Raw genomic sequence first — 26,533 nt, forward strand, 5'->3', positions numbered from 1 at the left:
TTTACAAAGGAGAATGTAATTATGGAACAAGCAAGTTTTGTAGTAATTGATGAAACAGGAATTCACGCACGTCCGGCAACTTTATTGGTGCAGGCTGCAAGCAAATACAGCTCTGATATTCAAATTGAATACACAGGCAAAAAAGTAAACCTTAAATCTATTATGGGTGTTATGTCTCTAGGTATTGGCAAAGGTGCTGACATTACTATCCATGCTGAAGGTAGCGACGAAAAAGAAGCTATTGAAGGTTTAACTGAGGTACTTAAGAAAGAAGGCTTGGCTGAATAATGTTAAAAGAGTTGAAAGGGATCGCAGCATCTGATGGGATTGCCATTGCGAAAGCTTATCTGCTCGTTGAACCGGATCTTTCTTTCGGAAAATCTGAAGTGGCTGACGCAGAAAGCGAAGTTAAACGTTTTCAAAGCGCAGTAGATGTTTCTAAAGCTGAACTTTCAAAAATTCGCGAGCAAGCAGCGAAAAGCTTAGGCGAAGATAAAGCACAAATCTTTGACGCACATCTACTTGTTCTTAATGACCCAGAACTTGTTGGACCTATTGAGGAAAGTATTAAATCAACGAAAACAAACGCAGAAGCTGCTTTACAAGAGACTACGGATATGTTTATTTCGATGTTTGAATCGATGGACAATGAATATATGCGTGAACGTGCGGCAGATATTCGTGATGTGAGAAAACGTGTTTTGTCTCACTTACTAGGCGTAACAATTCCAAATCCTGCTTTAATCAATGAGGAAGTGGTTGTCGTAGCTAGCGATTTAACACCTTCTGATACGGCTCAGCTAGACCGTAATTTTGTAAAAGGCTTTGTAACGGATATTGGTGGACGTACATCTCACTCTGCAATTATGGCGCGGTCTCTTGAAATTCCAGCAGTTGTTGGAACAAAAGAAGTAACGAGCGGTACAGCAGAAGGCGAACTAATCATCATTGATGGTTTAGAAGGTAACGTTATTATTAATCCAACTGAAGAACAAGTAGCTCATTACAAAAAAGTTCAATCTGATTTTGCGGCTCAAAAAGCAGAATGGGAAAAACTTAAAAATGAAGAAACTGTTTCTAAAGATGGTAAACATGTGGAACTAGCGGCTAATATTGGAACACCGAATGATTTAGAAGGTGTTGTAGCAAACGGCGGCGAAGCAATCGGCTTATATCGTACTGAATTCTTATACATGGGTCGTGACAACTTCCCAACTGAGGAAGAACAGTATGAAGCTTATAAAGCAGTTCTTGAAGGTATGGACGGAAAATCCGTTGTTGTTCGTACACTTGATATTGGTGGCGATAAAACATTACCTTATTTAGAATTACCTGAAGAGATGAATCCGTTCTTAGGTTTCCGTGCAATTCGTCTTTGCTTTGCAAATGAAGACTTGTTCCGTACACAACTTCGCGCGTTACTTCGTGCGAGTGTACATGGTAAGCTTAAAATTATGTTCCCAATGATTGCAACAGTTGGCGAGTTCCGTCAAGCAAAAGCGATTTTACTTGATGAAAAACAAAAACTAGTAGCAGCTGGAACTGATGTGAATGAAAACATCGAATTAGGTATCATGATTGAAATTCCAGCAGCAGCAGTGCTTGCGGATCAATTCGCTAAAGAAGTTGATTTCTTCTCCATCGGTACAAATGATTTAATTCAGTACACAATGGCTGCGGACCGCATGAACGAACGCGTTTCATATCTTTACCAACCATACAATCCATCTATCTTGCGTTTAGTTAAAAATGTAATTGACGCATCTCATAAAGAAGGTAAATGGACAGGCATGTGCGGCGAGATGGCTGGAGACCAAACAGCGATTCCATTATTACTTGGCTTAGGTCTTGATGAGTTCTCAATGAGTGCTTCAAGTATTTTGAAATCTCGTTCCCTTATCAAACGTCTAGATCAAACTGAAATGGTTAAACTTGCTGATGAAGCTTTAAACAAAGCAACAGCTGAAGAAGTTGTTGAACTTGTTGAGAAGTATACAGCTGAATAAAGTTAAAAAAGCTAGGAATAAAATCCTAGCTTTTTTTGTGTTTAAAATAGAAAGAGAAGTTTGTCCCTAACATTTTATGTTATAATAATTATATCCAATATCTATAGATAAATAGTCGGATGATTAAGACATAAAAAGGGAGCGAAAAAGGTATGCGAAAGTTATTAAACTTGAAATTGAAAAATCTGTTTTTTATCCTAATGGCGGTTTTCTTAACTTTAACCCCACTAGGAAATATGGCACATGCAGCTTCAGATAAAGTATATGTTGGGGCTATAGCAGTTAGTACAATTGAAAAAGATAAGCTAAAATTGCATGCGCAAACAAATTTACCTAAGAAAATGAAATTTTTTGTAAAAATTACAGGGTCAGATGGTTTTGAAAAAAAGGTGAAATTAAAAGTAAAAAAAGATGGCAAGTTAAAGAAAACTGTGAAAAAGTTGCCAAATGGTTCATATAAAATACTTTATCAATCCTATCAACCGAAAAAACAAACAAGCAAAATGAGGGAAATTATAGGGGAAAAGGGTGGTAATTTAAAAGGTGATTTAGTTAACAAGAAAAAAGTTGTGAAATTTACTGAAAATGTACAAGTTTCCTCATCTCTTGTGAAGAGTGACTCTGAAATTGAGGCGGAAGAGAAAGCAGAAAAGGCAAAGCAAGCAGAAGAAGAGGCTAAAAAAGTAGCTGAGGAGAAGGCGGCTAAGGAAAAAAAAGGTAGCTGAAGAAGCAGAAAAAAAAGAAAAAAAGAGGAAGCAGCTAAACGTGAGAAGGAGCGTGCAGCCGAAGAACGTGCGGCGGAAGAACGAAGACAAGCACAGGAAGAACAGCCGCAATCTGAACCAGAGCAGAGTCAAGGGTAAATTAAAGGTAGCTATAATGGGATTTATCATGTTCCAGGAAGTACCTATTATGACCGCACGAAGAATGTAAAAGAGTGGTTTAATACTGTGGAAGAAGCAGAAAAGGCAGGATACAGGGCACCGGAAAGATAAAAATAGCTACATAACCACAAAACCTAGCCAAATCTGGCTAGGTTTTGTGGTAGATTAACAAATTGCGCGTTTGCGTTTTTTTCCGACACGGTCCATTTGAACAGCTTTTTCAATGTAGCTGGATGCAACGGGGACTTTACACGCCGTGTCACCCATGTCCACGTAGACAGTGCCTATTTTTTTAGCAACAGCTTCTGCTTTTTGAAGTAGTGGGGGATAGTAGGTTCCGGTGGCGATGACGAAATTGTTCATGGTGTATCTGACGCCGTTTTTGGCGTTGTGGATGGTTTGTTCGACTTTTTCTAACAAAAGAAGTACTTCGTCTTGATTAATTTCTTCGTTTGGTGCAATGGAAAGATAATTTGCGTAGCAGCTCCAGCCAGTGCTCTCAAACTTTTCGTTTCTTTCATGTATCCAAAAATTAGCGAGTTCTATTGCGTAAGGTGTTTCTGCTGCGAGGCTAGCGACAATAGCTTCGCGAATGCTTTTTGAATTGGCAATTTCGGCCCAGTGAAGTAGCTCGCTTTTGGTGATTTTTTTCGGGTCGGCCGTAAGCCCTGCTAAATATTGGGCGTCGTAGTTACCGGTTTCAAATAGCTCTAAAGATAGATCCGCCGCTTTGACTTTTTTAACAAGTTGCTTTTTCATATCCCCAATTTTTACGCCGAAAAGTGGTTCGTTTACGTCATGGCGTAGTAACGTTTTCTTTGTTTGCTCCGTGCCAAGTTCAGAAAGCTCGGTCATGATTGCGGTAAGATTCATGTCAATTCTCCTTTTGTACGCTTTTCATTAGTATAGCGAATGTTTTTTTTAAAAGCTAGTTTTCTGACATAAAAAAATAGCTTTGTGTAGCGAAATAGAGTTTGAAAAGTTATAATGAATGGGTACACTAAAAAGGGGTTGAAACGATGTATTTTGCTGTTATAGCGGCCATTTTTCTAATGGTTTTTGTAGGACTTTATGTATGGGATAGACGTAGAATTAGCAATGGAATATTTTTAACGATAGGCTTATTTTTCGTTTTATTAACGATTCTTTATGTTGTGCTAACGGTTTCGGATAGGCATGATGTTGTGCGTGTCATCGTCACGGGACTTGCTATTATTCTAATTTTATTAATTCCGTTTTTTTTTCTTTTGGGCTTATTTTTGGACTCATTATGAATGGTCGTACGATGATGAAAAAAGAAGGGAAGCGGCTTGCGAATTTATTGCCGATGTTCGCTGGTTTAGGACTTTTAGGACTATTTATTTGGGGGATTGCGCAAGGGTCATTCATTTCTAGTCCGCCACTTGCGGCTATTTTTGCCGCGATTATTATGATTTTAACGTATTTCATTTTTTTCTTTGTGACCTTCTTAATTTCGAGTTTCGTGTATCAATATAATTTTCCGCGTTACAACCAAGATTTTATCATTGTGCTCGGAAGCGGACTTATCGGTGACAAAGTACCGCCACTTCTTGCGAGCAGACTAGACAAAGCGATTTCCTTTTATACAAAACAGCTTTTAAAAACGGGGAAGCAGGCGACGATTATAGTGTCAGGCGGGCAGGGTGAGAATGAGCTGACGTCTGAGGCGAACGCTATGCGGCTTTATTTGCTTGAAAAAGGGATTCCGGAAGATTATATTTTAATGGAAGACCAGTCTGTAAATACGCTGCAAAATATGCGTTTTTCAAAGGCGAAAATGGACGCGATCTTACCTAAATATAAGAGTATTTTTACAACAAATAATTTTCATTTATTTCGAGCAGGACTTTATGCGAAAAAAGCGGGTTTAAAGAGCCAGGGCATTGGTTCGAAGACGGCCTTTTATTATATGCCAAGCGCTCTCATGCGGGAATTTATAGCGATTGTCATGATGCATAAAAAATTAAATTTAGTTATCGTCGGGCTCATTTTACTGATGTTCTTAGGACTGTTTTTAATTTCATTCTTATAAGGAGGAATTTTTGATGGAAAAAATTGGTTTTATTGGTACTGGTGTCATGGGAAAAAGTATGATTCGAAATTTAATGAACGCCGGTTTTGACTTACATATTTATACGCGTACAAAATCAAAAGCAGACGAACTTATCCGCGAGGGGGCAACTTGGCATGAAAACCCAGCAGAATTAGCTAGTCAAGTTGACGTTTTAATGACCATGGTCGGTTATCCGAGCGATGTTGAGGAATTATATCTATCCGAGGGTGGCTTTTTAGAAACGATGCGCTCTGGTACGCTAGCGATTGATATGACTACATCTTCCCCGGGCTTAGCTGCACAAATTGCGCTGGAAGGAGCTTCTAGTGGCGTTGAAGTATTAGACGCGCCTGTTTCAGGTGGTGACATTGGTGCCAAAAATGGCACACTTAGCATTATGGTCGGTGGAAGTGAGGCGGCGTTTTTGCGCGCTAAGCCAATTTTTGAGGCGCTTGGAGAAAGTATTATCTTGCAAGGAGAGGCTGGTTCTGGTCAGCACACGAAAATGGTCAATCAAATCGCCATTGCATCCAATATGATTGGCGTCACAGAGGCGATTTTTTATGCGGAAAAGGCAGGACTGGACCCGGAACGCGTTTTAAAATCCATTGCAGGCGGGGCTGCAGGCAGTTGGTCGCTTAGCAATTTAATCCCCCGCGTTTTAAAAGATGACTTCACGCCAGGATTTTTCATTAAGCATTTTATTAAAGATATGCGAATTGCTTTAGATGAAGCTAAAAAAATGCAAATTGACTTACCCGGCCTAGCGTTAGCGGAACAGATGTATCAAACGCTTGCTGAGCGTGGGTTAAGTGAATCGGGGACGCAGGCGCTGATTCAATATTACCGCTAAATAAAAGCCCCCAGCGCACGCTGGGGGCTTTTTTTATGGTCATCAAACGTTTTCGCCATACTCTTCAGACATAAACTTGGCCATGCTTTCTGTGGCCGCTGTTAGTGTATTGAGTGAAGCGGCGTAGGATAGGCGGAAGTAGCGGTCTCCTTTTCTGAAAAGGCGTCCCCGGGCACTACGGCCACTTTGGCTACTTTGGCGAGTTTTAAGGCGAAATCATACGCGCTTTCGGTCACGAAATCAGGTAGTTTGACGAAAAAATAAAAGGCGCCGTCAGGTGGGATTACGTGGAAGCCCATTTTGACAAGTCGATCGTGGACGAATCCGGCGCGGGTCTTGTATTCTGAGCGCATTTGGAAAGCATCATTTTTCCCCTTTGTCACGGCTTGAAACGCAGCTTTTTGACTAATCGAAGAAGCGCATGTCACGGTGTATTGATGAATTTTAAGCATTTCTTGAAGTAGTGGTTTTGGCGCCATCAAAAAGCCAATGCGGAAGCCTATCATGGCGTGAGACTTGGAGAGTCCGTTTATGACGATGGTTTGTTCTTTAAGCATAGGCCGAATGGAGGTATGCGGCTTGTCATATGTAAGTTCACTATAAATTTCATCCGCCAAAACGTAGATGCCCGTCCCTTCTAAAACGTGCGCAAGCTCACGAAGTTCAGCCTCAGATAGCGTTACGCCGGTCGGATTGGAGGGGTAGGGTAAAATCAGTGCTTTTGTTTTTTTGGAAAGCGCACTTTTCAACTGCGCGGGGGTTAGCTTAAACGCCGATTCAGTCGTATCAACCTTCACGGGGATGGCGCCCATCAAATGAATAAGCGGTTCATATCCCGGATAAATCGGGTCCGGTAAGATAACTTCATCGCCAGGATTTAAAATGGTTTCAAGGGCAATTGCAATGGCCTCTGTGGCGCCAATTGTGACAATGACTTCCTCACTTGTGAAACCTAATTGATATTTTTCATTAAAGTAATTGGCAGCAGCAGAAACAAGTTCGGGTGTGCCGGCATTGTTTGTATAGTTGGTAAAGTTATCGTTAATCGCGTTAATCGCGGCTTGTTTGACATGTTCTGGTGTATCAAAATCCGGTTCGCCTAATGTTAATTTTAAAATGCCATCAATATCCGAAATTTCACTATTAAAACGGCGAATTCCGCTAATTTTTATGGCACTAAGTTCGGGGCGTATAGGTTTACGCATCGAATCACCCTTTCTCTCTTTTTCTGCTTCATCATACCATATTTTATCTAAAATAGGGACTGCTGCTTTCAAAACCAGACGAGCTTGAATTTTTAGCGGGCACGATGTGGGTGTAAGTTTCAAGGTAGTACTTGGCACGTTTTAAAGAAAGAGAGATTTTAGTAGTTCGCTTTATGGGCACTTGCTTTCCAAGATGAGGCAGCGCTTTTAAATCTGTTTTTGTGGGCGGAATATGAAAGAGGAGGTCACTGCACTGAACGAGCACAAGCGAATGTTGCCGGCAGTTTTTGGGGCGATTTGTGTATTGTAAACCGATTTTTTTAGCATGACCTTCCTGAATTAATTGTTGGATGGCGGCTTGTTTTAATTGATATAAATAAGTTGGATCGAGTGCGGTTTTGCTATGCCGATTGACGATAAAAATGGCTTCTGCAATTTGTTTTATCTTGTCCAAATGAATGCCTCCTTTTTTGTTTAATCTGAAAATTTCAAATTTGTTCCTGAATACACTAAACCTATTATAGCGAAACAATGGATGAACGCCAATGAAAAGTTGAAAAAATCTGATAATATTTTTAATTTTTATTGCAAATTTTACTTTTATGCCGTAAAATGGATTTAATAATGATAATCATTTTCAATTGCGAGTGATTGAAAGGGGTAGCGCACATGACAAAGGCTGGTAAATATGAGGCGTTCTTTTTTCCAACAAAAGAAGGTCTTTTGAAAATACATGCTTACGGGTTTAACCCAACTGGTTCATGGGGTGAAGTCTACGCGACATTAAACGATGATACGATTTGTGTCAAAGGATTTAATCGGCATAAGACGATTATGCGCGCTGTGAAGACAAAACTGGATATGGCAGAAAATCAAAATAATGATTTAAGTTAAACCTAGCTTTTTGAGCTAGGTTTTTTATTTTTAACGGATATGTTTAAAAGTTGGATTTATTCACGTAAATTTGGGTAAAGTTTATGGAAAGAAAATTGCTTTTTCTGAATTTTTACAGATGACTTGCTTAATAGGTGCGATATGCGCTAAAATTTGATAGTATTAATTAATAGTGGTCTTGCGAGTTTGTTTCGCATAGGTGGATTTTTGAGAGGAGAATAAGCTATGTCTCAGTTATTAGGAATTATTCAACGTTTAAACGCGATGCAGGAGGATGAAGCTGCTGAAACGCAAGCACGCCGTTTTGAAAAAGATGGTAAGGTAGTCTGCGAAGTAAAATATTTTCGAGCATCTAATTCGTTTGAAGTCGAAATTTATGAATTAAACAGCAAATATCAATTTGATGATATTGATATGACAGCAATTGAAATTTTTGAAGCACTTCAAGAAAACTAATTGCTAAAGTGATAAACGTGGGTAACTAGAGTGGATTTATCTGTTCTAGTTATTTTTTTGCGCAAAATGCTTGTTGGAAAGAGGAAATTTCTTTTTTTTCTATGATAAAATAATAAGTAGAGCGGTCTATAGATAAATATAGTGATGTTTCATTTGTCTTAAAATTTGGTATATGAAGCGTGAATATGATTGAGAAGAGGGTTCCACGTGATTTCAAATAGATTAGGTTATTTTTTTAAGGATAAACTTGAAGAAAGTATGATTTCTGCTGAGAAAGTGGCACATGTACAATTAGGTAATAATTTAGAACATGCGCTTTTAGTGCTTACAAAATGTGGCTATTCAGTTATTCCAGTCCTAGATTTTGAATTTAAATTACATGGGCTAATTAGCGCAGCTCGTATCACCGATTCAATTTTAGGACTGGAACGAATCGAATATGAAAAGCTTGAAACTTTAAAAGTAGAAGATGCGATGCAAACGGAATTTCCTGTGATTAAAGGAGATATTAATCCGGAACGTGTCGTTAGACTTCTTGTTGATAATCCGTTTTTATGTGTTGTAAATATGGAAAATGAATTCCAAGGAATTATTACGCGAAGAATTATTTTAAAACAGGTGAATCGCTTTATTCATGCACCAGTGGAGGACGAAAAATGATTGTCACAGAATATGAATTACTGGTTTGTCTAGCGGATGAGCTGAATATGCGAAAAAGTGCAGAAAAACTTTTTTTAAGTCAACCTGCTTTATCGCAGCGCCTGCAAACTATCGAAAGTAGATGGAATACGAAAATTTTTATTCGAACGCAAAAAGGCTTGCTTTTGACACCAGAGGGGGAAGCCATCGTAAAACATGCTTTTAGTGTGATTGCGCGCGAACATGAGATTCAGGAGCGTTTAGAAGCTATGGAAGGTGTGGTTCGCGGGACGCTTCGTATCGCTTGCGCTAGTGTAGTGGCTCAAATGTGGTTACCGCGTGTGTTAAAAATGTTTACGGAGAAATATCCGAATGTAACCATTTCTCTTCAAACGGGATGGAGTAGTGAGGTGCACGAACTGCTTGCTGCTGGTTCTGTTCATTTAGGCATCGTACGCGGGAATACACCTTGGAAAAGTGTAAAACGTCATTTATTTACCGAACGATTAATTTTAGTCGATCAAGAAATTCAACATATTGAAGACGTTTTTAAAACAGAGCGCCCGTTTATTCAATTTCGTAGTGATTCCAACTATTATCAAGTGATTCAGGATTATTGGCAACGAAATTTTTCGAAGTTACCCAAACAAGTCATGCTAATGGATCAAATTGAGACATCGAGACAAATGGCGATAAATGGCATTGGTTTTGCTATTTTACCTGAAGTGACACTGAGTCAGGATGTAAATACATTAGTCAACCGGATTCCGCTAACGGAAAAAGACGGCACAGAACTCGGACGAGATACAAATTTACTTACATATGAGCAATCGCTTGAATTACCACAAGTTGCTGCCTTTTTAGAAGTGATAAACGAATTTCTTGAAACAAGTGAGTAGGTATGGCAAACTAAAATTTAAACTAAAGTCTAGTAAGAAGGGGCGTTTCAATATGGAACAAATGGATGCACATCAAATTATTTCTTTTATTCAAAACAGTAAAAAATCAACACCGGTCAAAGTTTATTTGAAAGGTGATTTAGACAAAATATTATTTAATGAGGGGATCCAAACCTTTATTAGTGGAAATGCGGGTACTATTTTTGGGGAATGGGCTGATATTGAGCCACTTCTTAGTGAAAATGCGACCCATATCAAGGATTATGTGATTGAAAATGATCGTCGTAATTCCGCTATTCCAATGCTTGATTTAAAAAATATTAATGCGCGTATTGAGCCAGGTGCTATTATTCGCGATCAAGTAACCATCGGCGACAACGCAGTCATTATGATGGGGGCAAGTATTAATATTGGCTCTGTGATTGGTGACGGGACAATGATTGATATGAATGTTGTACTCGGCGGACGTGCCACCGTTGGGAAAAATTGTCACATTGGAGCTGGTTCCGTTTTAGCGGGCGTCGTTGAACCACCTTCTGCAACACCAGTTATTGTAGAAGATGATGTAGTGATCGGAGCTAACGTGGTCGTTCTTGAAGGCGTTCGAATTGGGGCTGGAGCCGTTGTTGCGGCTGGCGCAATTGTGACAAAAGATGTTGAACCTGGAACGGTTGTCGCGGGAATTCCGGCTCGTGTCTTAAAAGAGCTTGATGCTAAAACAGCCTCTAAAACAGAAATTATGCAAGGCTTACGACAACTTTAAATCAAATGAAAAAGGAGGCGTGTTCATTTGGCACGTCTTCTTCTTTTATAAAAGGAGGGTCTTTCGTGGATCAATTTATTAAGGTGAGACGGGAATTACACCAGATTCCGGAACTTGGTTTTAAAGAGTTTAAAACGCAGAAATATTTACTTGATTATATCGCGCAATTAAATCAGGAATTTTTAACGATTCAAACTTGGCGAACAGGGATTTTTGTTCGAGTCGAAGGACGTATTGGGGCGAAAACAATTGGGTACCGGACGGACATGGATGCCTTGCCGCTAAATGAAAAAACGGGTCTGCCGTTTGCTTCTACACATACAGGTGCCATGCATGCATGCGGTCACGATGTACATATGAGCATCGCGCTTGGATGTTTAACGTATTTTTCGACAGAACAGCCGGCACAAAATCTTGTTTTTATTTTTCAACCGGCCGAGGAAGGGCCTGGCGGGGCTCTGCCCATTTTAGAAAGTGAAGAATTTAAGGCATTTTGGCCAGATGAAATTTATGCTTTACATATTGCACCGGAGTATAAGGTGGGACAAATTGCAACAAGAGAAGGCCTTCTTTTTGCGAACACATCTGAATTGTTTATTACGTTTAAAGGGCGCGCGGGACATGCGGCTTATCCGCATCTTGCAAATGATATGGTCGTTTGTGCAAGCCATTTTGTGACGCAAATGCAGACGATTGTGAGTCGAAATATTGACCCGATGGATGCAGCGGTTATAACGATCGGCCAAGTTTCTGGCGGCGATGCGCAAAATATTATTGCCGAAGTGGCGCATTTAGATGGCACTATTCGGACGGCAAAAAAAGAAACGATGGAACTGATTTGGACACGCTTGAAGCAGCTTGCACGCGGAATGGAAGAGGCGTTTCAGTGTGAAATTACCTTTACAAAAGGGTCCGATTACTGCCAAGTGTATAATCATGCGGAAGAAACAAAGCAACTAGTTTCCTTTTTAGAAAGCGAATTTAGCGGCGCCTTTGTAGAAGCACCGGCTGCTATGACAGGTGAGGATTTTGGCTACTTTCTGGAAGAAATTCCAGGTTGTATGTTCTGGCTCGGGGTGGATTCACCGTACGGGTTGCACCATGCGAAGTTAAATCCACAAGAAGAATCGATTCCGTTTGCCATTTCTGTTTTGACGAAGTTTTTAGCTGAAAAATAAGGGGTTTTTCTTATGATACGTATACTTTTAGCAGATGATAATTCGTTTATTACGGGCGGACTTGAAATTATTTTAAATATGGAGGAAAATTTGGAGGTTGTTGGCACTGCGGAAAATGGGGAAGAGGCCTTTCAATTTTGCTTAGAACATGCGGTTGATGTGGCGCTTGTGGATATTCGAATGCCGGTTTTAGATGGGGTGCTGGCGACGAAGAAAATTACGCAGGAAACAGATACGAAAGTGATTATTTTAACGACTTTTGATGATGATGCGTTTATTTTAGAGGCCATTCAAAACGGGGCGAAGGGCTATTTGCTTAAAAATAATGACCCGAAGAAAATTGTAAATGCGATTCATAGCGTGATGCAGGAGCAAAGTATTATCCAGGCGGAAATTTGGGACAAATTGCGTGCTGTGAACCAGGCGAAAGTGGGGCTGTATGCGGACCTTGATGCGCTTGAGTTAACAGAACGCGAGAAGGATATTGTAAAGGCGGTAGCAAAGGGGCTGTCTAATCGTGAAATTGCGAAACTCCTTTTTATTTCAGAAGGGACGGTGGCAAACAACATTTCGGCTTTACTTGGGAAGCTTGGGCTTTCACACCGAACGCAAATTGCGATTTTGTACTTCACGGGTAGTGGAAACGGGGATGCGGAATGAATACGTATAAAATTCAGATGGACGTTGTTTTTTCCCTTTTCTTGCTTTTATTTGTCTTATCGAAGGATTTAGGCTATTTTATGAATGCCTGTTACTTAATTGCTGTGCTCCTTTATATATCTTTTACGTTACTCAGTTTGATTATTAAACGCGCGCGGATGGTGCTCATTATAGGACTTAGCCTTAGTATTTTGATTTTTGGACTATGGACAATGCCTTTTCTTTTGTATTTATTTCCGTTTGCCTTGTTTTCTCTTTTTTTAACGGGGGAAAAGTTGAGTTTTGCTGTCTACGCTTTATTTGCGGTAGTCGCACTGCCTCCGTTATTTGTGCTCCGCGATTTTAATTCCGCTGCTCTGTATGTATGGGTGGCGATTTTTGCTTTGATTTTTTATATTATTTTAAATCAACAAACCTACACATTAGAGCGAAAAGAGGAAACGAATGAGAAGCTTCGGATTCAGTTGGAAAATGTGAGAGTGAAAATGGATCAATTAGAATCGCATTACATGAAAGAGACGAGTTTGGCGAAATTAGAGGAGAGAAATGCGCTTTCGCACCGAATTCACGATGAGCTCGGGCACTCGCTTTCTGGCGGGCTCATTCAGCTTGAGGCGTGCAAATCGATTTTATATCAAGATATTGATAAGGCGGCGGTGCTTCTTCAAAATGCTATCGAAATTAGTCAGGCGGGTATTGAAGAAATTCGAAAAACATTAAAAGAAACGAAGCCGCCGCAAGAAAGTTTAGGTGTAACGCGGATTAAAAGTGAGTTATCCCAATTCGAAAGCAAATATGCTGTTAAAACGCATTTTTATACAAAGGGAACACTTGATAAAATTTCCCAACCGATGTGGTATGTCTTTTTGCAAAATTTAACAGAAGCGTTAACGAATAGCTTAAAGTATAGCGAGGCTACACGAATTGAAGTCGAACTTGTCGTATTAAATAAAGTTGCACGCTTTATCATCCGTGATAACGGGATTGGGGCGGAGAAATTCTCTAAAAATCTTGGTTTACTTGGTATGGAGGAAAGAGCCGCTAAACTAGGCGGAAATGTCATTTTTCAAGGGGAGGATGGCTTTTCTATTATTACTTTAATCGGAATTTCGTGAGAATCTCATGCGAAGAAGTGAGGAATTGCACTAGGCAAAGTCCTCACTTCTTTTTTATAATAAAGAAAAATAGGAGGTACGTTATGAAAATCGTTGAAATGAAAGAAGTAACAAAAAAATTTGATAAAACCATCGCTGTTGATCGGCTAACTCTTTCAATTGAAAAAGGACAGATTTTTGGCTTGCTCGGTCCAAACGGCGCGGGAAAGAGTACAGCGATTAGTATTTTATGTGGCTTAATCAAAAAAACAAGCGGCGATATTTCCATTTTTGGTGAAACGAGCGAATCAGGTGGGCTAATGATTAAAAGTAAAATAGGCCTTGTTCCCCAAGAAATAGCGCTTTACAATGAACTTTCGGCAGTAGAAAATGTGAAATTTTTCGCGGGACTATATGGATTACGTGGTGCGGAATTAGATCGAGCTGCAAATGAGGCTCTCTCTTTTGTTGGCTTGGCTGATAAAAAAAGAGCACGTCCAGAAACGTTTTCAGGCGGGATGAAACGGCGCTTAAATATCGCTTGTGCTATTGCGCATCGCCCGGAACTTATTATCATGGACGAACCGACTGTAGGAATCGATCCACAATCTAGAAACTATATTTTACGTTCTATTAAACAATTAAACGAAAATGGTGCCACAATCATTTATACAAGTCACTATATGGAAGAAGTCGAAGAAATTTGTGATTACATCGCCATTATTGACAACGGAAAAGTCATTGCAGAAGGCACAGAAGATCAGCTTATCAGCCTAGTGACAGACGTTTTAGAAATGGAAATTATCGTAAGTGAAGACGCAAGTTCCGTAAAAGAGCTTATTACAAATGTATCTGGCGTTCAGGATGTGACGTGGAACGGAACAAACTCACTTCATATCACCTCAAGTAGTGAAGTCAATACGTTAAACGCGATTTTGGCCATTTTACTAGAGCATAAAATAGGTGTTTTAGAAGTTAATCAAGAAAAACTCAATTTAGAAACCGTCTTCTTAAATTTAACAGGACGAAAATTACGAGATTAAAAGGAGGTCAGCAGATGTTATTCCATATTATTAAAAAGCAAGTGAAACTTTTCCTGCGTGATAAAACCTTCTTTATCTTTATGATTATTTTTCCAATTGCCCTCATTTTCGTACTTGGCAGTGTGCTTCAAAATGCTTTTACAGATGATGCCGATTTAGGCAAGATGGACATTGTGTATACACTTCAGGCAGACGCAAACATGAATAAAGCTTTTGACACATTTGCGAATGAAGCAAGCGATAAGAGCGTTAGTTTTAAACAAGTAGATGGGGTTAAAGCGGGTCAGGAGAAAGTGAAAAACGGTGATGCGACAGCGCTTATTGTGGTGAAAACAAATGATTTGAAGGTTATAACCAATAGCCCCGGGACGGTTGAAAAGGCGCGTGTAGACGGCTATATCAATGCTTTCGCCGGACAATATCAACTCGCTATGACTGCCGCAAAAATTAATCCTACGCAAGTGAATACCATCATGGCAGAAAATGCAGTACCCGAAAATGCGATTTCGGTTCAAAAACTTCAAACCGGTGATAATGTATCATCCTTTCAATATTATGCGATTGCACTTATTGGTATGACGATGATGTTTGGCATGATGTCAGGTGTTAATACTTTTCGAATTGAAAAATTAAAGCATACGGACTTACGACTTTTAATTGCCCCCATTCGAAAAGAAGTAGCTATTACGGGGAATTTCATTGGCGAACTGGTAGTTCAGGCGATTTCGCTTATCATACTGATGGCTGTTTCGCAATTTTTCTTTGGTGTTAATTGGGGTAGTGCCACGCTTCTTATTGCGGCCATCTATTTTAGCCTCGCCATTTTTTCCGTCTCATTTGGTATGGCAATTGATGTTTTCACGAATGGAAATGCTGCCGGTGGAGCCGTTTCAAGTATTCTAGTCCAAATATTTGCCTTTTTAGGCGGCGCTTATTTTCCGGGGGTCAGCCCACTCGTTCAAAAATTATCCCCCATTGGTTGGGCCAATATAGGTATCCGCGATATTCTTTATAACGGACAACTAGCTTCAGCAGTTATGCCACTTATGATTAATATTGGCTTTGCGCTTTTATTTATTCTCCTCATGGCGGTTGTTCAAAAACGAAAGGAAGTGTATTAAAATGGCACAAATGGGTTGGATTTTCAAACACAATTGGGATGTGTTAAAAAAATCAAAAGTACGTATTTTTATGATTATCGGCCTCCCAATTTTGAGTATTTTAATTTACTTCTTTTCATACGGAGCTGGAATGAATGACTCAAGTGCATTAAAATTAGGCGTTGTAAATGAAGACAGCGGCACCTATACGAATCAGCTTGTGACTTTTTTAAAAGAAGATAATGCCTCTGTAAAAGAAATTTCAATATAAAAAAGGGAAGGCAGAACTTACTGGCGGTCAGCTAGACGCGCTTATTAGGATGGAAAAAGGGGCGAATGATAGCTTAGCAAATCAAACAGCCGCCCATTTTAAAATTGAATCCATTCAAGGTGAAAATACCATTAATACTGTTAAAATGTTGCTTTCAAATGATATTAATAAACTATTGAAATTGGAAAAATTAGGCGGTGTGGATAAGCTAAATCAAACTGTCAATACGTACGAGTCTTCTAAGTTGCAGGTTGAAAATACGGATTTAAAAGACCATTCGAACATTGAACAGATGATGTCCGCCCAAATTCTTGGCTTCTTATGCATGATGCTGCTCTATGCAGCTGGCAGTCTTGGGGAGCTCATTTTAAAAGAAAAGGAGGAGGGGACGTTTTACCGCTTGATGTCAACGCCGCTCTCGAGCAAAAAATATTTGCTTGGAAACGCCTTGTTCGCCTACGTCGTTGTACTTGTGGAAGTGTTGATTTGCCTCTTTGCGATGCGTTTTGCCTTCCATATCAATCCAGGGGTCGCCTATTTTGATTTATTTATCATCCTTGCGATTTTCTCGCTTATGGCAGTGGTGTTGTCACTTGCATTCGGCTTTATGGCAAGCAGCAGAAAAAGTATATCTGCCTTGCAAACGACAATTTTTACGATTTCTACGCTACTTTCAGGTGCGCTCATTCCAACCACTATCATGCCTGCACTTATGCAAAAAATAGCTGCTTTTATGCCACAATATTGGGTGATGGACGCTGTTTCAAAATTGCAGCAAAATGGTTCCATCGAGAGCTTAGGCTTAAATATTGCAATTTTACTCGGCTATACACTTCTATTCGCTAGTATCGCGAGTTATAAATTTGCAAGAAACGATGAATTACGTTCCTTTGTATGAGAAAAAATCCCAACTGATTTATCTAATCGGTTGGGATTTTTGATTGCGAGTTGGCGAGTTTTTGTATATAATTTAGGGGCAGAAGGATAAAAAAAATTTAGACACAATATGTGAAATTAATCACAAAAAGAGAGGGATTATTATGGCATATCGAAAAACAACATGGAGTTTAGTAATAATTTTATTTGTGACACTTTTTTTGGACTGGTTTGTGATAGAAACAAAAGAGCAGACGGGATGGATGTGGTTATTCGAAAATCCTTTTATTTTTAATGCTCATTTTACTAGCACTTGCTACGCTGATTTTTTCTTTAATAAGTCAAAAAGCTAAGCTTATCACGCTGATTTTTACAGCGCTTTTAGTTATCACACTTTTTTTAATACCCATTCAACGTTTCAACTTTGAATTATTTACCAATATGACTTTTTTCAAAGTAGTTCTTAAAAAATTCATCCAATGGCCCTTTTATCTCGCTTTAGTTGCGAGTATCATTCTCTTAGTTATGACCACACTAAATTTCCGTAAAATAAAGGCTGATCCCCCGCGCTAAAAAAGTTTATAAGCGGGGGATTAGCCTTTAATTTTTTAATGCCTGCACTTTTTCTTCATCTGGGGTGACGAAATAGGTGGTTTGATTATCGTAGATGACGTAGCCAGCTTAGCGCCATTTGGCTTTTTCACATGTTTAATCAGTGTGGCGTCGACTGGAACGGTACTTGATAAACGCGCCTTTGAGAAGTAGGCCGCAATCATGGCCGCTTCCGTAATCGAAACCTCGTCTGGATTCGGATCTTGGATGACAACATGCGAACCAGGTAAATCCTTGACGTGGAACCACAATTCGTTGTTTTTGGCTAGTTTATTCGTCAAATATTCGTTTTGTTTATTATTTTTCCCGACTAAAATCGGTAGGCCACTTGTTGAGGTGTATTTTTCAAGTTTAGGCTGAGCGTTTTTTTGACGGCCATTTTTAGGTTTCTTGTAACGAATGTAACCTTGTTCCGCGAGTTCCTGCCGAATTTCTTCTACATCGCTTGGACTGGCGGTTTCAAGCTGGGCAAGAATACCATCTAAATAGGTAATTTCTTCCTGCGTCAGTGCGATTTGTTCGTTTACGTAAGCCACAGCATTCCGCAGTTTTTGATAGCGCGTAAAGTAATACTGCGCATTTTGAGACGGCGTTTTTCGTGTATCAAGTGGAATCGTGATGTCTGGCAAAGCCTCGTCATAAAAATCTTGCACGGTCACACTTTCCATGCCTTTTTCCATTTTATATAAATTTGCCGTTAATAATTCACCTTTTGTGCGGAATTCATCGGCCTTTTCAGTTTCTAAAAGAGTATGTTCAAGTTTTTCGATTTTTAACACATTACGCGTTCGTTCCGTTGCGAGTTGTCTTTCTAAGTCATGCCCCATCTGATGGACACGGTCACGCCTAGCTTTCCCAATATAAAAAGCATCAAGGAGCTCACTCAACGACGAATAGGTCTTAAAGTTGTCCCGAAATATCAGTGGCATAAAATAATAATCTTCCTTATCTGCGCGCGTGAAAGTATGTGGCACGGCCTTTTCACCTAAAAAACTTGGAATTTCATGTAAACAATCAAAAAAGGCGTTTTGTAAGGAGCTTGTATCTGTTTCATTTGCTCGGCCAACAATTTCGGCAGCAAGAAGCGGACTGAAGCCAGCAAATTCTTTCACAAGACGTTTCGCCGGATTTTCCTCATCCAGAAAAAGGCGCTCGAAATCAGATGCAGAAATAGAAAAAGGATCTTGTTTATCCGCTTTAGGCGGTAAAATGTACGTGGCACCAGGAAGTAGTGTGCGGTAACTATTTTGCGCTGGACTAATATGCTTAATGCAGTCAATAATCGTACCTTTTGCACGGTCCACAAGCGTTAAATTACTGTGGCGCCCCATAATTTCGATATATAGGTCTAAAAAGCGATTTTCACCAATGTCATCCTTCCCGCGAATGCCTAAAACGAGAATACGCTCATTAGGCTCCTGCCTCACTTCTTCAATAATAGCCCCTTCCAAATGTTTGCGTAAAAGCATGCAGAACATCGGCGGATTGGCCGGATTTTCAGGCACATCGGTTGTCCACTGCACACGCGCGTAGCTTGGATGCGCCGAAATGAGTAGCCGTTTATTTTCACGATTCTTTCGGATAAAAAGGATAAGTTCGTGCGGGAACGGTTGATGAATCTTCATGATGCGCCCACTTTCCGCACCTTCTTTAATTTCTTCGGTCATCGATTTTAAAAACATTGCGTCAAAAGCCATTTTTATTCTTCCTTTACTCGTTTGTTATGTACCATTGTATCATAATTTCAAGTTTAACTATGCAAGTAGCCCATGCTTTGCTATAATATTTAGATGAAACGAGGGTAGAGGTGAATAATCTCATGGTGAAAAGCATGACAGGTTTCGGACGCAAAACGAAAGAAAAAGAAGACTTTAAAGTGACTGTTGAGCTAAAAGCAATCAACCATCGTTATTTTGAGACGCTATTTCGCATGCCAAGACAATTTGCATACCTCGAGACAAAACTTAAAAAAAATATGGCGACCATATTAAAGCGCGGCCGCATTGAATGTTTTATTTCATTTGAAGGCGCACAAATTGCCAAGCATAACTTAACGGTGGACTGGGAGCTTGCGGATCATTATTTTCGCTTTTTAAAGCAAGCACAAAAACGTTATGATTTTTCTGAAGAACTGACGATGCAAAATTTTTTAGTAGATCCTGTTTTTTTGGAAGTTCGTGAAAGTGTGGAAGCAGATAGTACACTTGAAACGCTTGTTGTGGAGACGGTTCTTTCGGCCACTAAACGGTTAGATGACATGCGTCTTTTGGAAGGTGCTGAATTAGCCCTTTATTTTAAAACGCATTTAGAGACATTAGAAGCGTGTTTAAAAGAGGTGAAGCAGGCTGTCCCTGAAATGGAAGAAGCCTACCGAAAACGCCTGGAAAGTCGGATGACAAAACTTGCGGGCGCTAAATTTGACGAAAGAGTCGTACTTACGGAACTCGCTTTATTCCTAGAAAAAGCCGATATTAATGAAGAAATTGAACGATTAGATAGCCATTTTAAGCAGTTTTATAGTATACTTACCGATGAGGGAGCGATTGGGCGAAAGCTTGATTTTCTTATTCAAGAGATGAACCGTGAAGTGAATACAATCGGTTCGAAAGCGATGTCGCTCACCATCACAGAAAATGTGGTGGAGATGAAGACGACGCTTGAAAAAATTCGGGAACAAGTTCAAAATGTGGAATGATGAAAGAAATGAGGTAAGGGAATGACGGAAAGAGGCCTTTTAATCGTTCTTTCTGGGCCTAGTGGGGTCGGAAAAGGGACGGTAAGGGAAGCGGTATTTAAAGATCCTGAAACAAAATTCGAATATTCGATTTCGATGACAACGCGAAAACCACGCGAAGGCGAGGTAGACGGTGTAGATTATTATTTTAGAAGTCGGGAAGAGTTTGAAAAAGCGATTTCAGATGGTAAAATGTTAGAGTACGCTGAATACGTAGGAAATTACTACGGAACACCGCTCGATTATGTGGAAGAACGCTTAAATAGCGGCGTTGACATCTTTTTAGAGATTGAAATTCAAGGTGCGATGCAGGTGAAAAAGCGGATGCCAGAAGGTGTTTTTATTTTCCTAACACCGCCAGACCTTGCGGAACTCAAAAGTCGCCTAATCGGCCGTGGAACAGAAACGCTTGATGTTGTGGAGGCGCGAATGAAAACGGCGAAAGAAGAAATCGAAATGATGGCTTCTTATGATTATGCGGTTGTAAATGATGTAGTTCTTGATGCTGTTCGTAAAATTAAAGGCATCGTAGAAACGGAACATTTAAAAACGGAGCGTGTAATTCACCGCTATCAAAATATGTTGGAGGAGATTTAATTATGATGTTATATCCATCAATCGATAATTTACTTTTAAAAATTGATTCAAAATATTCTTTAGTCACAGTGGCGGCGGCTCGTGCGCGCGCTATGCAAGCAGAAAATGATCCGGGAACCCTTCCAACCTATGAGTCTCATAAATATGTTGGAAAAGCACTGGAAGAAGTGTACGCAGGCAATTTAGTTATCGCTAAAGAGGCAGAATAACCAAAAAGAAGCTCTCATTTTGAGAGCTTCTTTTTATTGCGCCGCCACACTGTCCCGCGAGACGAGCGAAACAGGTAAGATTTCTTTGTAGAAAAAGTAATCCGGTGTGTGAATCATTTGAAGCAGGTGATAACAAGCCTTTTCAGCTAGCATGTGAATGGGCTGTTGAATGGTTGTTAAATGCGGTTTGACGATGCTTGTGAATGTAATATTGTCATAACCGATAATCGATAAGTCTCCGGGAATTGTAAGTTTTTGTTTGGCTGCCGCATCGTATAGGCCAATGGCGATTAAATCATTACTACAAAAAACCGCGGTGATGTCCATTTTAAAAACGGTTTCGGCAATTTTTTGCCCACCAACTCTTGTAAGCTCTGTATCCAAGTAATTCGTTTCGAGCTTATGCTTATCCATGATACTTTTAAAGCCTTGGTAGCGCTGTTCGATATTAATATAATGATTTTGGCTGCCGACAAAAAGTGTTTTGGTATGCCCGTTTTCAATCAGATGTTTGGCCGCAAGCTCTCCGCCTGCAAAATCATCAGCATGAATCGAAAAGTTCTCCGCCGAAAAGCGATTATCTAAAATTAGATACGGAATCCGGCGTTCTTTGAGTGATGCAAAAATGGTTGTTTCAAGACTCGTTAAACCACAAATAATAAGGCCATCAACAGCACGTGAAATGAGCTCATTCACGTAACGCTTCTCACGTTCTGATTCTTCAAATGTATTACATAAAAAAGTAATATAACCTGCCTGATTTAATGCTGTTTCAAGTGATTTAGCCAGTTCGGCAAAATAAGGATTGGTAATATCTGGAACGAGGAGACCAATTGTGTTACTTGCTTTTCTAACAAGGCTTCTCGCTGTGAAATTGGGCCGATAATCAAGCTCTTTTATGGCATCTAAAACTTTTCGTTTTGTTTTTGGTGTGATGTGCCCCGCTTTATCATTGACGACCATTGAAACAGTCGCAATAGAGACACCTGCTTTTTTCGCAACATCCTTAATGGTTACTCCCAAAATAGTTCCCTCCGAAAATTAACTTAATACCTTGATTTTAGCAAAAAAGGGGAAGGGACGCTAATATCTTTACTAAAAGCTAAAAATAAACCATAAGGAATACGATTTTGAATTTCTTTTTGCATAAGGAAATTAAATTTTTTTTTGAAAAGTAAGTGTTTCATCGCCGCATTATGCGTTTCAGTCGTTATACCAATATGATGAAAACCATTTTCTGCCGCAAATTGAAAGCTAAAATCAAGCAATTTTTCAGCCAAACCACGATTTTGTTTATAAGGAGCGGTCATCATCCGTTTAATAAAAAGGGTTTTAGGTCGAAATAGCTCATCAAACGCAGTGAAGGTGCCGTCTAAAATAATCGAGAGTGTGGCGACCGCGACCAATTCATTTTCCTCAAATAAACCAAAAAGGGCTTGTTCATGCAAATCAGCACTGATGTGAGTGTTGTTCGGATAATCTTTTGTCCACTGATGGTCAGAAAGTGACTTTTTAACTTCTTGAAGTAGAGAGATGGCCTCGTCATAATCCGCTAAAGTAAGTCGCCTAATCATAACGTTCCATTTCTTTAGAAGACGGGATCGAGGTGTAGGCACCGTATTTTTCAACGACCCGAGCCGCCACTTTAGACGCAATTTGTGCCGCTTCTTCCACACTTCTTTTTTGGGCAATAAAATGGGCAAGCGTGCCAATAAAGCTATCCCCAGCGGCAGTCGAATCTACAGCTGTCGTTTTTACGGCCGGAATCTTCCAAGCATGCTCTTTCGTTACAATCACCGAGCCTTCCGCGCCACAAGTCACAATCACGTTTTGACAGCCTTTTTGAAACAGTTCCCGCATCGCATTTTGTTCCGCGGAGCGAAATATTTCCCCGGTCATCACCTCAAACTCCGTTTCATTCGGAATAAAATAATCCGTCAAATTAAGCAGTTCATCACTACACGTTTTGGCTGGAGCAGGATTTAAAATGGTGATTTTCCCGTGTCGTCTCGCAATCCGAAACGCCTCAAGAATCGCTTCTTCTTGGACTTCAAATTGCGAGACGACGACATCACTTTCCTGGATGGTATGTCCAGCCGCTTTAATATGCGCCGCTGTGAGTTCTAAGTTGGCACCACCATAGGTTAAAATCATATTTTTTCCCGCCGCATCAATTAAAATCCACGCCATTCCAGTAGGGGAATCAAGGATTTGCACATGACGCGCATCGATTTTTTCGTCTTGTAACACCTGATTTAGATGTGCGCCGCCGTCGTCTTTGCCGACTGCGCCAATAAACGCGACATCACTTCCAAGGCGCCGTGCGGTGATTGCTTGGTTAAATCCTTTTCCTCCAGCAGAAAAGCTTAGTTTTTGTCCTTCTAATGTTTCACCGATTTTTGGCAACTCGGGTAAAGACATGGTTGTGTCTGTGTTTAAGCTGCCTACAATACAAATTCTAGTCATAATTCTCCCTCAACTTTTACAAAATAATAAGTGATAGTATCATTACCATGATAATCCCCACGATAACAGGTACGCTCGTCCGTTTAATAATTTCCATTGGGCTTACTTTAATAATACTTGCTACAACCATAATAACAGCTGCAACCGGTGAAATCGAACGAACAAGATTGGCGATAAGTTGCATCGGTAGGGCAAGCAATATGCCATCAATATTCGCACTTGCTGCAATATTCGGTAGCAGGTCGACAGTGGCATAAAACATTGCAAGTCCACCGCCGCTGACAAGCCCAAGTAAAAATGTGGCGCCACTAAAGATAAAGGTTAGCATGGTTCCGGCACTTTCCACATGTTGGACGGACGTTGTGAGCATGTCAATAATACCAATCGCGGACATCCCCTCAGCAAACATAACCCCACCAACGACTAACACCACCACTTGGGTAAAACCTTGGCCCATTCCTTTGAAAAATTCAAATGAGTCATCAAGGGGCTTTTTGAAGGCCTTGTTCCGAAGCATCTCTACGAAAATAGTAATAAAGAATGAAATAAGTGTTAAGATGACCACATCGGCTTTAATGTCACGGAAGAAGATGCCGATAACTACGATAAAAATAAGGGGTAGCATTGGAAAAATCGCATAATATTTAGGTGGTAATATTTTTTCTTCTTGTTGAACTTTTTCTTCGTCAATATCAACAAATGCCTTTTCACCTTGGCGTTTATCCATATATTTTTGCCAGAAATAATGCGCGAAAGCCATGACAATAAGCGTTGGAATGGAAATTATCGCGTGGTTTAAAAAGACATAATCAAATAAGTCGTAGCCGAGCGTCTTAGCGGCAATGACATTATCTGCCCCAAGTGGCGTTGGCATAATGGTCGCAACAGTTGCAATAACACCACCGGCGGTTAAGGCGCTTAAACCGATTTTCTTTAAAACGGGATATAAAATAGCCATTAAAATAACGGCAAGGCTTGAAGCGCTTGGTACGAATAGGCTGAGGATGTTTCCGATGATGAAAACAATAGGGACTAAGACATACTTAGCTTTAATCCGACCGAGCGGTTTTGTAAGTAATGTGACGGCGACATCGTTTGCGCCGAGGTAATTCATATAGGAGGCAAAGCCGAAAAGAGTCATAATGGTGATGCCGACCATGCCGAGTTGATTAATAAAAACGAGTTCAAGTTTTTTAAAGATGTCTAATACGGCGAACCCCGTCGCATCAGCACTTTCAAGGAGTGGCTTCCCGAGTAGGAGTGCCATGGTAAGTAAAACGAGTCCGGCGATGAGTAAAACGATAGCTGGTTGATATTTTTTAATGATAAGATAAAAAACGAAAACGATGATAAGTAATGCGAGAATAATTTCAATCATGTTAGTAAATCCTCCCTATTTTACGCGTGCTAGCGTTTCTAAAAACCATTCTCTAAACCGAGTGACATCAACTGTGAGAGCAACCGAAGCATTGGTGTTTTGATGATATTTCATTTTTAAATCAGCAACCGTCATGCCATTTGCTGGTCCATCGCCTGTTTCAATCGCTACATGTGTTTTTTGAAATGTAAAAATTTCCGGTTCCACAAGCGCTGCAAATGCACATACATCATGCATCTTTAAGCCTGTTTTCATGCTGCCGCCGCGGTAATGGCTGAACAGCTTGCCAAACATTTCGCCCGCGCGATTTAAGGTTTTGATCTGATCGATTTGCTCCTTCATTAGAACGGCGGTACTTGTCACATCAAGACCAATCATTCTGAGCGGGATACCTGCTTTAAACACAATATCCGCAGCTTCCGGATCAGTGAAAATATTGAATTCCGCGGCGGTTGTCGTATTTCCGCGAGCAAGACTGCCCCCCATCAAAATAATTTCAGCGATATTTTCTTTTACCTCCGGGTACATTTTAAACAGCAAAGCAATGTTCGTAAGAGCCGCAATCGGCATAAGCGTTACCTTTTTTTCACTGGCTAAAATGGTCTCGCGGAGTGCTTCTACAGCATGAATAGGTAGCGCGTCCTTTTTTATCTCCCCAAAATCAAATCCGTCCATGCCAGATTCGCCGTGAATATCCGCACAATCCTCAAAGGCTTTAATGAGCGGCTCCGAACATCCTCTTGCAACCGGTACATCTTGGTCGAAATATTGAACGAGTTTTAGCGCATTCGCTGTCGTTTTAGAAACGCTTACATTTCCTGCCACCGTTGTAATGAGCCTTAAATCAACATCCGGATGGAAAAGAGCAAATGAAAGGGCAACTGCATCATCAATGCCAGGGTCAGTGTCAATAATTAATGGGATTTGAGTCATGTTATAACCTCCTAGTTAAACGTTTAATTTAAAATAATAAAAAGAAAGCGCATTCTTTACAAATAAATACTAGCATTAAACCTTTAACTTGTAAATAGGTTTTTTGAAGAAAGTGAATTTTTGTTCAAAGGATAGAAAAATACGATTTCTGGTTCAAATTTTGTAATTTATTTACTGCTTAAATCGAGTGAATTCATTCTGGCTCTAAGCATTTCGGATGTATATTTTGATTGACAACTTGAAATCTTTTTGTTACATTTTTGTTACGAGAACGAAATGGAGGCGTTTTCCTAAAAAGGGATTTTAAAAAAAAGAAAAAGGGGTTTGGACATGAAAAAAATATGGAAAAAGGGACTGCTCAGTTTAATGTCGGCAAGTCTTGTTTTGTCACTTATTCCACCGTACACGGGTTTTGCAGAAGAAGAGGGAGCTTCGCAAAAAGACACGGATAAGGTAGAGGAAAAACGAACTGAGGTAAAGGATGAACGAACAGAAACGGAGATTGTTTACGACAATCATGATGGAAGTTTTACAAAGCAGATTTTTTCAGAGCCGATTCATGTTGAGGTTGATGGTGAGATGGAACGCGTCAATCCAGAGCTGGAGAAGGACAGTGTAACGGAGAAAATTGCACCTAAGCAAACGCAATTAGATATTTGAAATTTTTAAGAAAAAAATTGGAAAACGGAATTTAATTCAAAAGATTAAC

The 26,533-nt window shown here is 40.0% G+C and carries 28 protein-coding genes and 4 pseudogenes; 23 read left to right on the forward strand and 9 right to left on the reverse strand.

The window, feature by feature from the left end; genetic code table 11:
- Positions 1 to 21 precede the first annotated feature (21 nt).
- From LFLEISCH_RS01310 to LFLEISCH_RS16420, 4 genes and pseudogenes are all read left to right on the forward strand, one after another.
- Positions 22 to 288, forward strand: coding sequence for a phosphocarrier protein HPr (locus LFLEISCH_RS01310; RefSeq protein WP_007472257.1), 267 nt, complete (start codon positions 22 to 24; stop codon positions 286 to 288).
- Positions 288 to 2,006: a phosphoenolpyruvate--protein phosphotransferase gene (gene ptsP / locus LFLEISCH_RS01315; RefSeq protein ID WP_007472258.1), complete on the forward strand. Its 1,719-nt coding sequence runs from the start codon at positions 288 to 290 to the stop codon at positions 2,004 to 2,006. The genes LFLEISCH_RS01310 and ptsP overlap by 1 nt, the downstream gene beginning before the upstream one ends.
- Positions 2,007 to 2,158: 152 nt before the next feature.
- On the forward strand, positions 2,159 to 2,731 hold the full coding sequence (locus LFLEISCH_RS01320) for a hypothetical protein (RefSeq protein ID WP_007472260.1): 573 nt from the start codon (positions 2,159 to 2,161) through the stop codon (positions 2,729 to 2,731).
- Positions 2,732 to 2,866: 135 nt separating this feature from the next.
- A pseudogene (locus LFLEISCH_RS16420) lies at positions 2,867 to 3,001 on the forward strand (sunset domain-containing protein); the annotation flags it as partial.
- 54 nt (positions 3,002 to 3,055) lie between these two features.
- Here the strand turns inward: LFLEISCH_RS16420 and LFLEISCH_RS01325 are convergent.
- Entirely contained in the window at positions 3,056 to 3,763 is a 708-nt protein-coding gene (locus LFLEISCH_RS01325; protein WP_007472262.1) for a DNA alkylation repair protein, read from the reverse strand.
- Between the two features lie 146 nt (positions 3,764 to 3,909).
- Between LFLEISCH_RS01325 and LFLEISCH_RS01330 the strand changes: the two are divergent.
- Together LFLEISCH_RS01330 and LFLEISCH_RS01335 are read left to right on the forward strand one after the other, a co-directional pair.
- Positions 3,910 to 4,943 (forward strand): annotated as a pseudogene (locus LFLEISCH_RS01330) (YdcF family protein).
- 13 nt (positions 4,944 to 4,956) lie between these two features.
- Positions 4,957 to 5,817: an NAD(P)-dependent oxidoreductase gene (locus tag LFLEISCH_RS01335; protein ID WP_007472265.1), complete on the forward strand. Its 861-nt coding sequence runs from the start codon at positions 4,957 to 4,959 to the stop codon at positions 5,815 to 5,817.
- 42 nt (positions 5,818 to 5,859) lie between these two features.
- Here the strand turns inward: LFLEISCH_RS01335 and LFLEISCH_RS01340 are convergent.
- Positions 5,860 to 7,022, reverse strand: a pseudogene (locus tag LFLEISCH_RS01340) (aminotransferase class I/II-fold pyridoxal phosphate-dependent enzyme).
- A gap of 43 nt (positions 7,023 to 7,065) precedes the next feature.
- Positions 7,066 to 7,476, reverse strand: a complete 411-nt coding sequence (locus LFLEISCH_RS01345; protein ID WP_007472269.1) for a YkyB family protein — start codon at positions 7,474 to 7,476, stop codon at positions 7,066 to 7,068.
- Between the two features lie 215 nt (positions 7,477 to 7,691).
- Here LFLEISCH_RS01345 and LFLEISCH_RS01350 point away from each other — a divergent pair, with 215 nt between their 5' ends.
- The 13 genes from LFLEISCH_RS01350 (at position 7,692) to LFLEISCH_RS15565 (ending at position 17,248) form a co-directional block, all read left to right on the forward strand.
- A complete protein-coding gene (locus LFLEISCH_RS01350) occupies positions 7,692 to 7,916 on the forward strand; it encodes a hypothetical protein (RefSeq protein WP_007472272.1) in 225 nt (74 codons plus the stop codon).
- Between the two features lie 225 nt (positions 7,917 to 8,141).
- On the forward strand, positions 8,142 to 8,372 hold the full coding sequence (locus LFLEISCH_RS01355) for a YkuJ family protein (protein WP_007472274.1): 231 nt from the start codon (positions 8,142 to 8,144) through the stop codon (positions 8,370 to 8,372).
- Positions 8,373 to 8,579: 207 nt separating this feature from the next.
- A complete protein-coding gene (gene cbpB, locus LFLEISCH_RS01360; RefSeq protein ID WP_007472276.1) occupies positions 8,580 to 9,032 on the forward strand; it encodes a cyclic-di-AMP-binding protein CbpB in 453 nt (150 codons plus the stop codon).
- Positions 9,029 to 9,910, forward strand: coding sequence for a LysR family transcriptional regulator (locus LFLEISCH_RS01365; protein ID WP_007472279.1), 882 nt, complete (start codon positions 9,029 to 9,031; stop codon positions 9,908 to 9,910). Before cbpB ends, LFLEISCH_RS01365 begins: the two co-directional genes overlap by 4 nt.
- Positions 9,911 to 9,962: 52 nt before the next feature.
- Entirely contained in the window at positions 9,963 to 10,673 is a 711-nt protein-coding gene (gene dapD, locus LFLEISCH_RS01370) for a 2,3,4,5-tetrahydropyridine-2,6-dicarboxylate N-acetyltransferase (protein ID WP_007472280.1), read from the forward strand.
- A gap of 5 nt (positions 10,674 to 10,678) precedes the next feature.
- Entirely contained in the window at positions 10,679 to 11,851 is a 1,173-nt protein-coding gene (locus LFLEISCH_RS01375) for an N-acetyldiaminopimelate deacetylase (RefSeq protein ID WP_223196457.1), read from the forward strand.
- Positions 11,852 to 11,863: 12 nt separating this feature from the next.
- A complete protein-coding gene (locus LFLEISCH_RS01380) occupies positions 11,864 to 12,511 on the forward strand; it encodes a response regulator transcription factor (protein ID WP_007472284.1) in 648 nt (215 codons plus the stop codon).
- On the forward strand, positions 12,508 to 13,626 hold the full coding sequence (locus LFLEISCH_RS01385; protein ID WP_007472286.1) for a sensor histidine kinase: 1,119 nt from the start codon (positions 12,508 to 12,510) through the stop codon (positions 13,624 to 13,626). The genes LFLEISCH_RS01380 and LFLEISCH_RS01385 overlap by 4 nt, the downstream gene beginning before the upstream one ends.
- Before the next feature lie 83 nt (positions 13,627 to 13,709).
- Entirely contained in the window at positions 13,710 to 14,648 is a 939-nt protein-coding gene (locus LFLEISCH_RS01390; protein WP_007472287.1) for an ABC transporter ATP-binding protein, read from the forward strand.
- Between the two features lie 14 nt (positions 14,649 to 14,662).
- A complete protein-coding gene (locus LFLEISCH_RS01395; protein ID WP_007472289.1) occupies positions 14,663 to 15,769 on the forward strand; it encodes an ABC transporter permease in 1,107 nt (368 codons plus the stop codon).
- Between the two features lies 1 nt (position 15,770).
- Positions 15,771 to 16,019 carry an ABC transporter permease gene (locus LFLEISCH_RS01400; protein WP_007472290.1) on the forward strand — a complete coding sequence of 83 codons (249 nt, stop codon included), beginning with the start codon at positions 15,771 to 15,773 and terminating at the stop codon, positions 16,017 to 16,019.
- A 49-nt stretch (positions 16,020 to 16,068) separates the two neighbouring features.
- Positions 16,069 to 16,917 (forward strand): ABC transporter permease, encoded by an 849-nt coding sequence (locus LFLEISCH_RS01405; protein ID WP_007472292.1) that lies wholly within the window; start codon positions 16,069 to 16,071, stop codon positions 16,915 to 16,917.
- A gap of 142 nt (positions 16,918 to 17,059) precedes the next feature.
- Complete coding sequence (locus tag LFLEISCH_RS15565; RefSeq protein WP_206538436.1) at positions 17,060 to 17,248, forward strand: hypothetical protein; 189 nt, start codon at positions 17,060 to 17,062, stop codon at positions 17,246 to 17,248.
- A gap of 247 nt (positions 17,249 to 17,495) precedes the next feature.
- Here the strand turns inward: LFLEISCH_RS15565 and LFLEISCH_RS01415 are convergent.
- Positions 17,496 to 19,204, reverse strand: a pseudogene (locus LFLEISCH_RS01415) (Rqc2 family fibronectin-binding protein).
- A 122-nt stretch (positions 19,205 to 19,326) separates the two neighbouring features.
- Here LFLEISCH_RS01415 and LFLEISCH_RS01420 point away from each other — a divergent pair.
- From LFLEISCH_RS01420 to rpoZ, 3 genes are read left to right on the forward strand one after another with little or no spacing between them, the layout of a single operon-like run.
- The gene (locus LFLEISCH_RS01420; protein WP_007472300.1) at positions 19,327 to 20,202 is read left to right on the forward strand and encodes a YicC/YloC family endoribonuclease; all 876 of its coding nucleotides are present in this window, start codon (positions 19,327 to 19,329) and stop codon (positions 20,200 to 20,202) included.
- A 21-nt stretch (positions 20,203 to 20,223) separates the two neighbouring features.
- Complete coding sequence (gene gmk / locus LFLEISCH_RS01425) at positions 20,224 to 20,838, forward strand: guanylate kinase (RefSeq protein WP_007472302.1); 615 nt, start codon at positions 20,224 to 20,226, stop codon at positions 20,836 to 20,838.
- Positions 20,839 to 20,843: 5 nt separating this feature from the next.
- Positions 20,844 to 21,047, forward strand: a complete 204-nt coding sequence (gene rpoZ, locus LFLEISCH_RS01430) for a DNA-directed RNA polymerase subunit omega (protein WP_007472304.1) — start codon at positions 20,844 to 20,846, stop codon at positions 21,045 to 21,047.
- 33 nt (positions 21,048 to 21,080) lie between these two features.
- Here rpoZ and LFLEISCH_RS01435 read toward each other — a convergent pair whose 3' ends face one another.
- From LFLEISCH_RS01435 to rihC, 5 genes are read right to left on the reverse strand one after another with little or no spacing between them, the layout of a single operon-like run.
- Positions 21,081 to 22,070, reverse strand: a complete 990-nt coding sequence (locus LFLEISCH_RS01435; protein WP_007472306.1) for a LacI family DNA-binding transcriptional regulator — start codon at positions 22,068 to 22,070, stop codon at positions 21,081 to 21,083.
- A 23-nt stretch (positions 22,071 to 22,093) separates the two neighbouring features.
- Positions 22,094 to 22,621, reverse strand: a complete 528-nt coding sequence (locus LFLEISCH_RS01440) for a GNAT family N-acetyltransferase (protein WP_007472308.1) — start codon at positions 22,619 to 22,621, stop codon at positions 22,094 to 22,096.
- Positions 22,614 to 23,513: a ribokinase gene (rbsK, locus tag LFLEISCH_RS01445; protein ID WP_007472311.1), complete on the reverse strand. Its 900-nt coding sequence runs from the start codon at positions 23,511 to 23,513 to the stop codon at positions 22,614 to 22,616. The genes LFLEISCH_RS01440 and rbsK overlap by 8 nt, the downstream gene beginning before the upstream one ends.
- A gap of 16 nt (positions 23,514 to 23,529) precedes the next feature.
- Entirely contained in the window at positions 23,530 to 24,891 is a 1,362-nt protein-coding gene (gene dcuC, locus LFLEISCH_RS01450; RefSeq protein ID WP_007472313.1) for a C4-dicarboxylate transporter DcuC, read from the reverse strand.
- A 15-nt stretch (positions 24,892 to 24,906) separates the two neighbouring features.
- Positions 24,907 to 25,824, reverse strand: a complete 918-nt coding sequence (gene rihC, locus LFLEISCH_RS01455) for a ribonucleoside hydrolase RihC (protein WP_007472315.1) — start codon at positions 25,822 to 25,824, stop codon at positions 24,907 to 24,909.
- Positions 25,825 to 26,154: 330 nt separating this feature from the next.
- Here rihC and LFLEISCH_RS01460 point away from each other — a divergent pair, with 330 nt between their 5' ends.
- On the forward strand, positions 26,155 to 26,484 hold the full coding sequence (locus tag LFLEISCH_RS01460; RefSeq protein WP_007472318.1) for a hypothetical protein: 330 nt from the start codon (positions 26,155 to 26,157) through the stop codon (positions 26,482 to 26,484).
- Positions 26,485 to 26,533 lie beyond the last annotated feature (49 nt).

The organism is Listeria fleischmannii subsp. fleischmannii LU2006-1 (genome assembly GCF_000344175.1).
Taxonomy (GTDB): Bacteria; Bacillota; Bacilli; order Lactobacillales; family Listeriaceae; genus Listeria; species Listeria fleischmannii.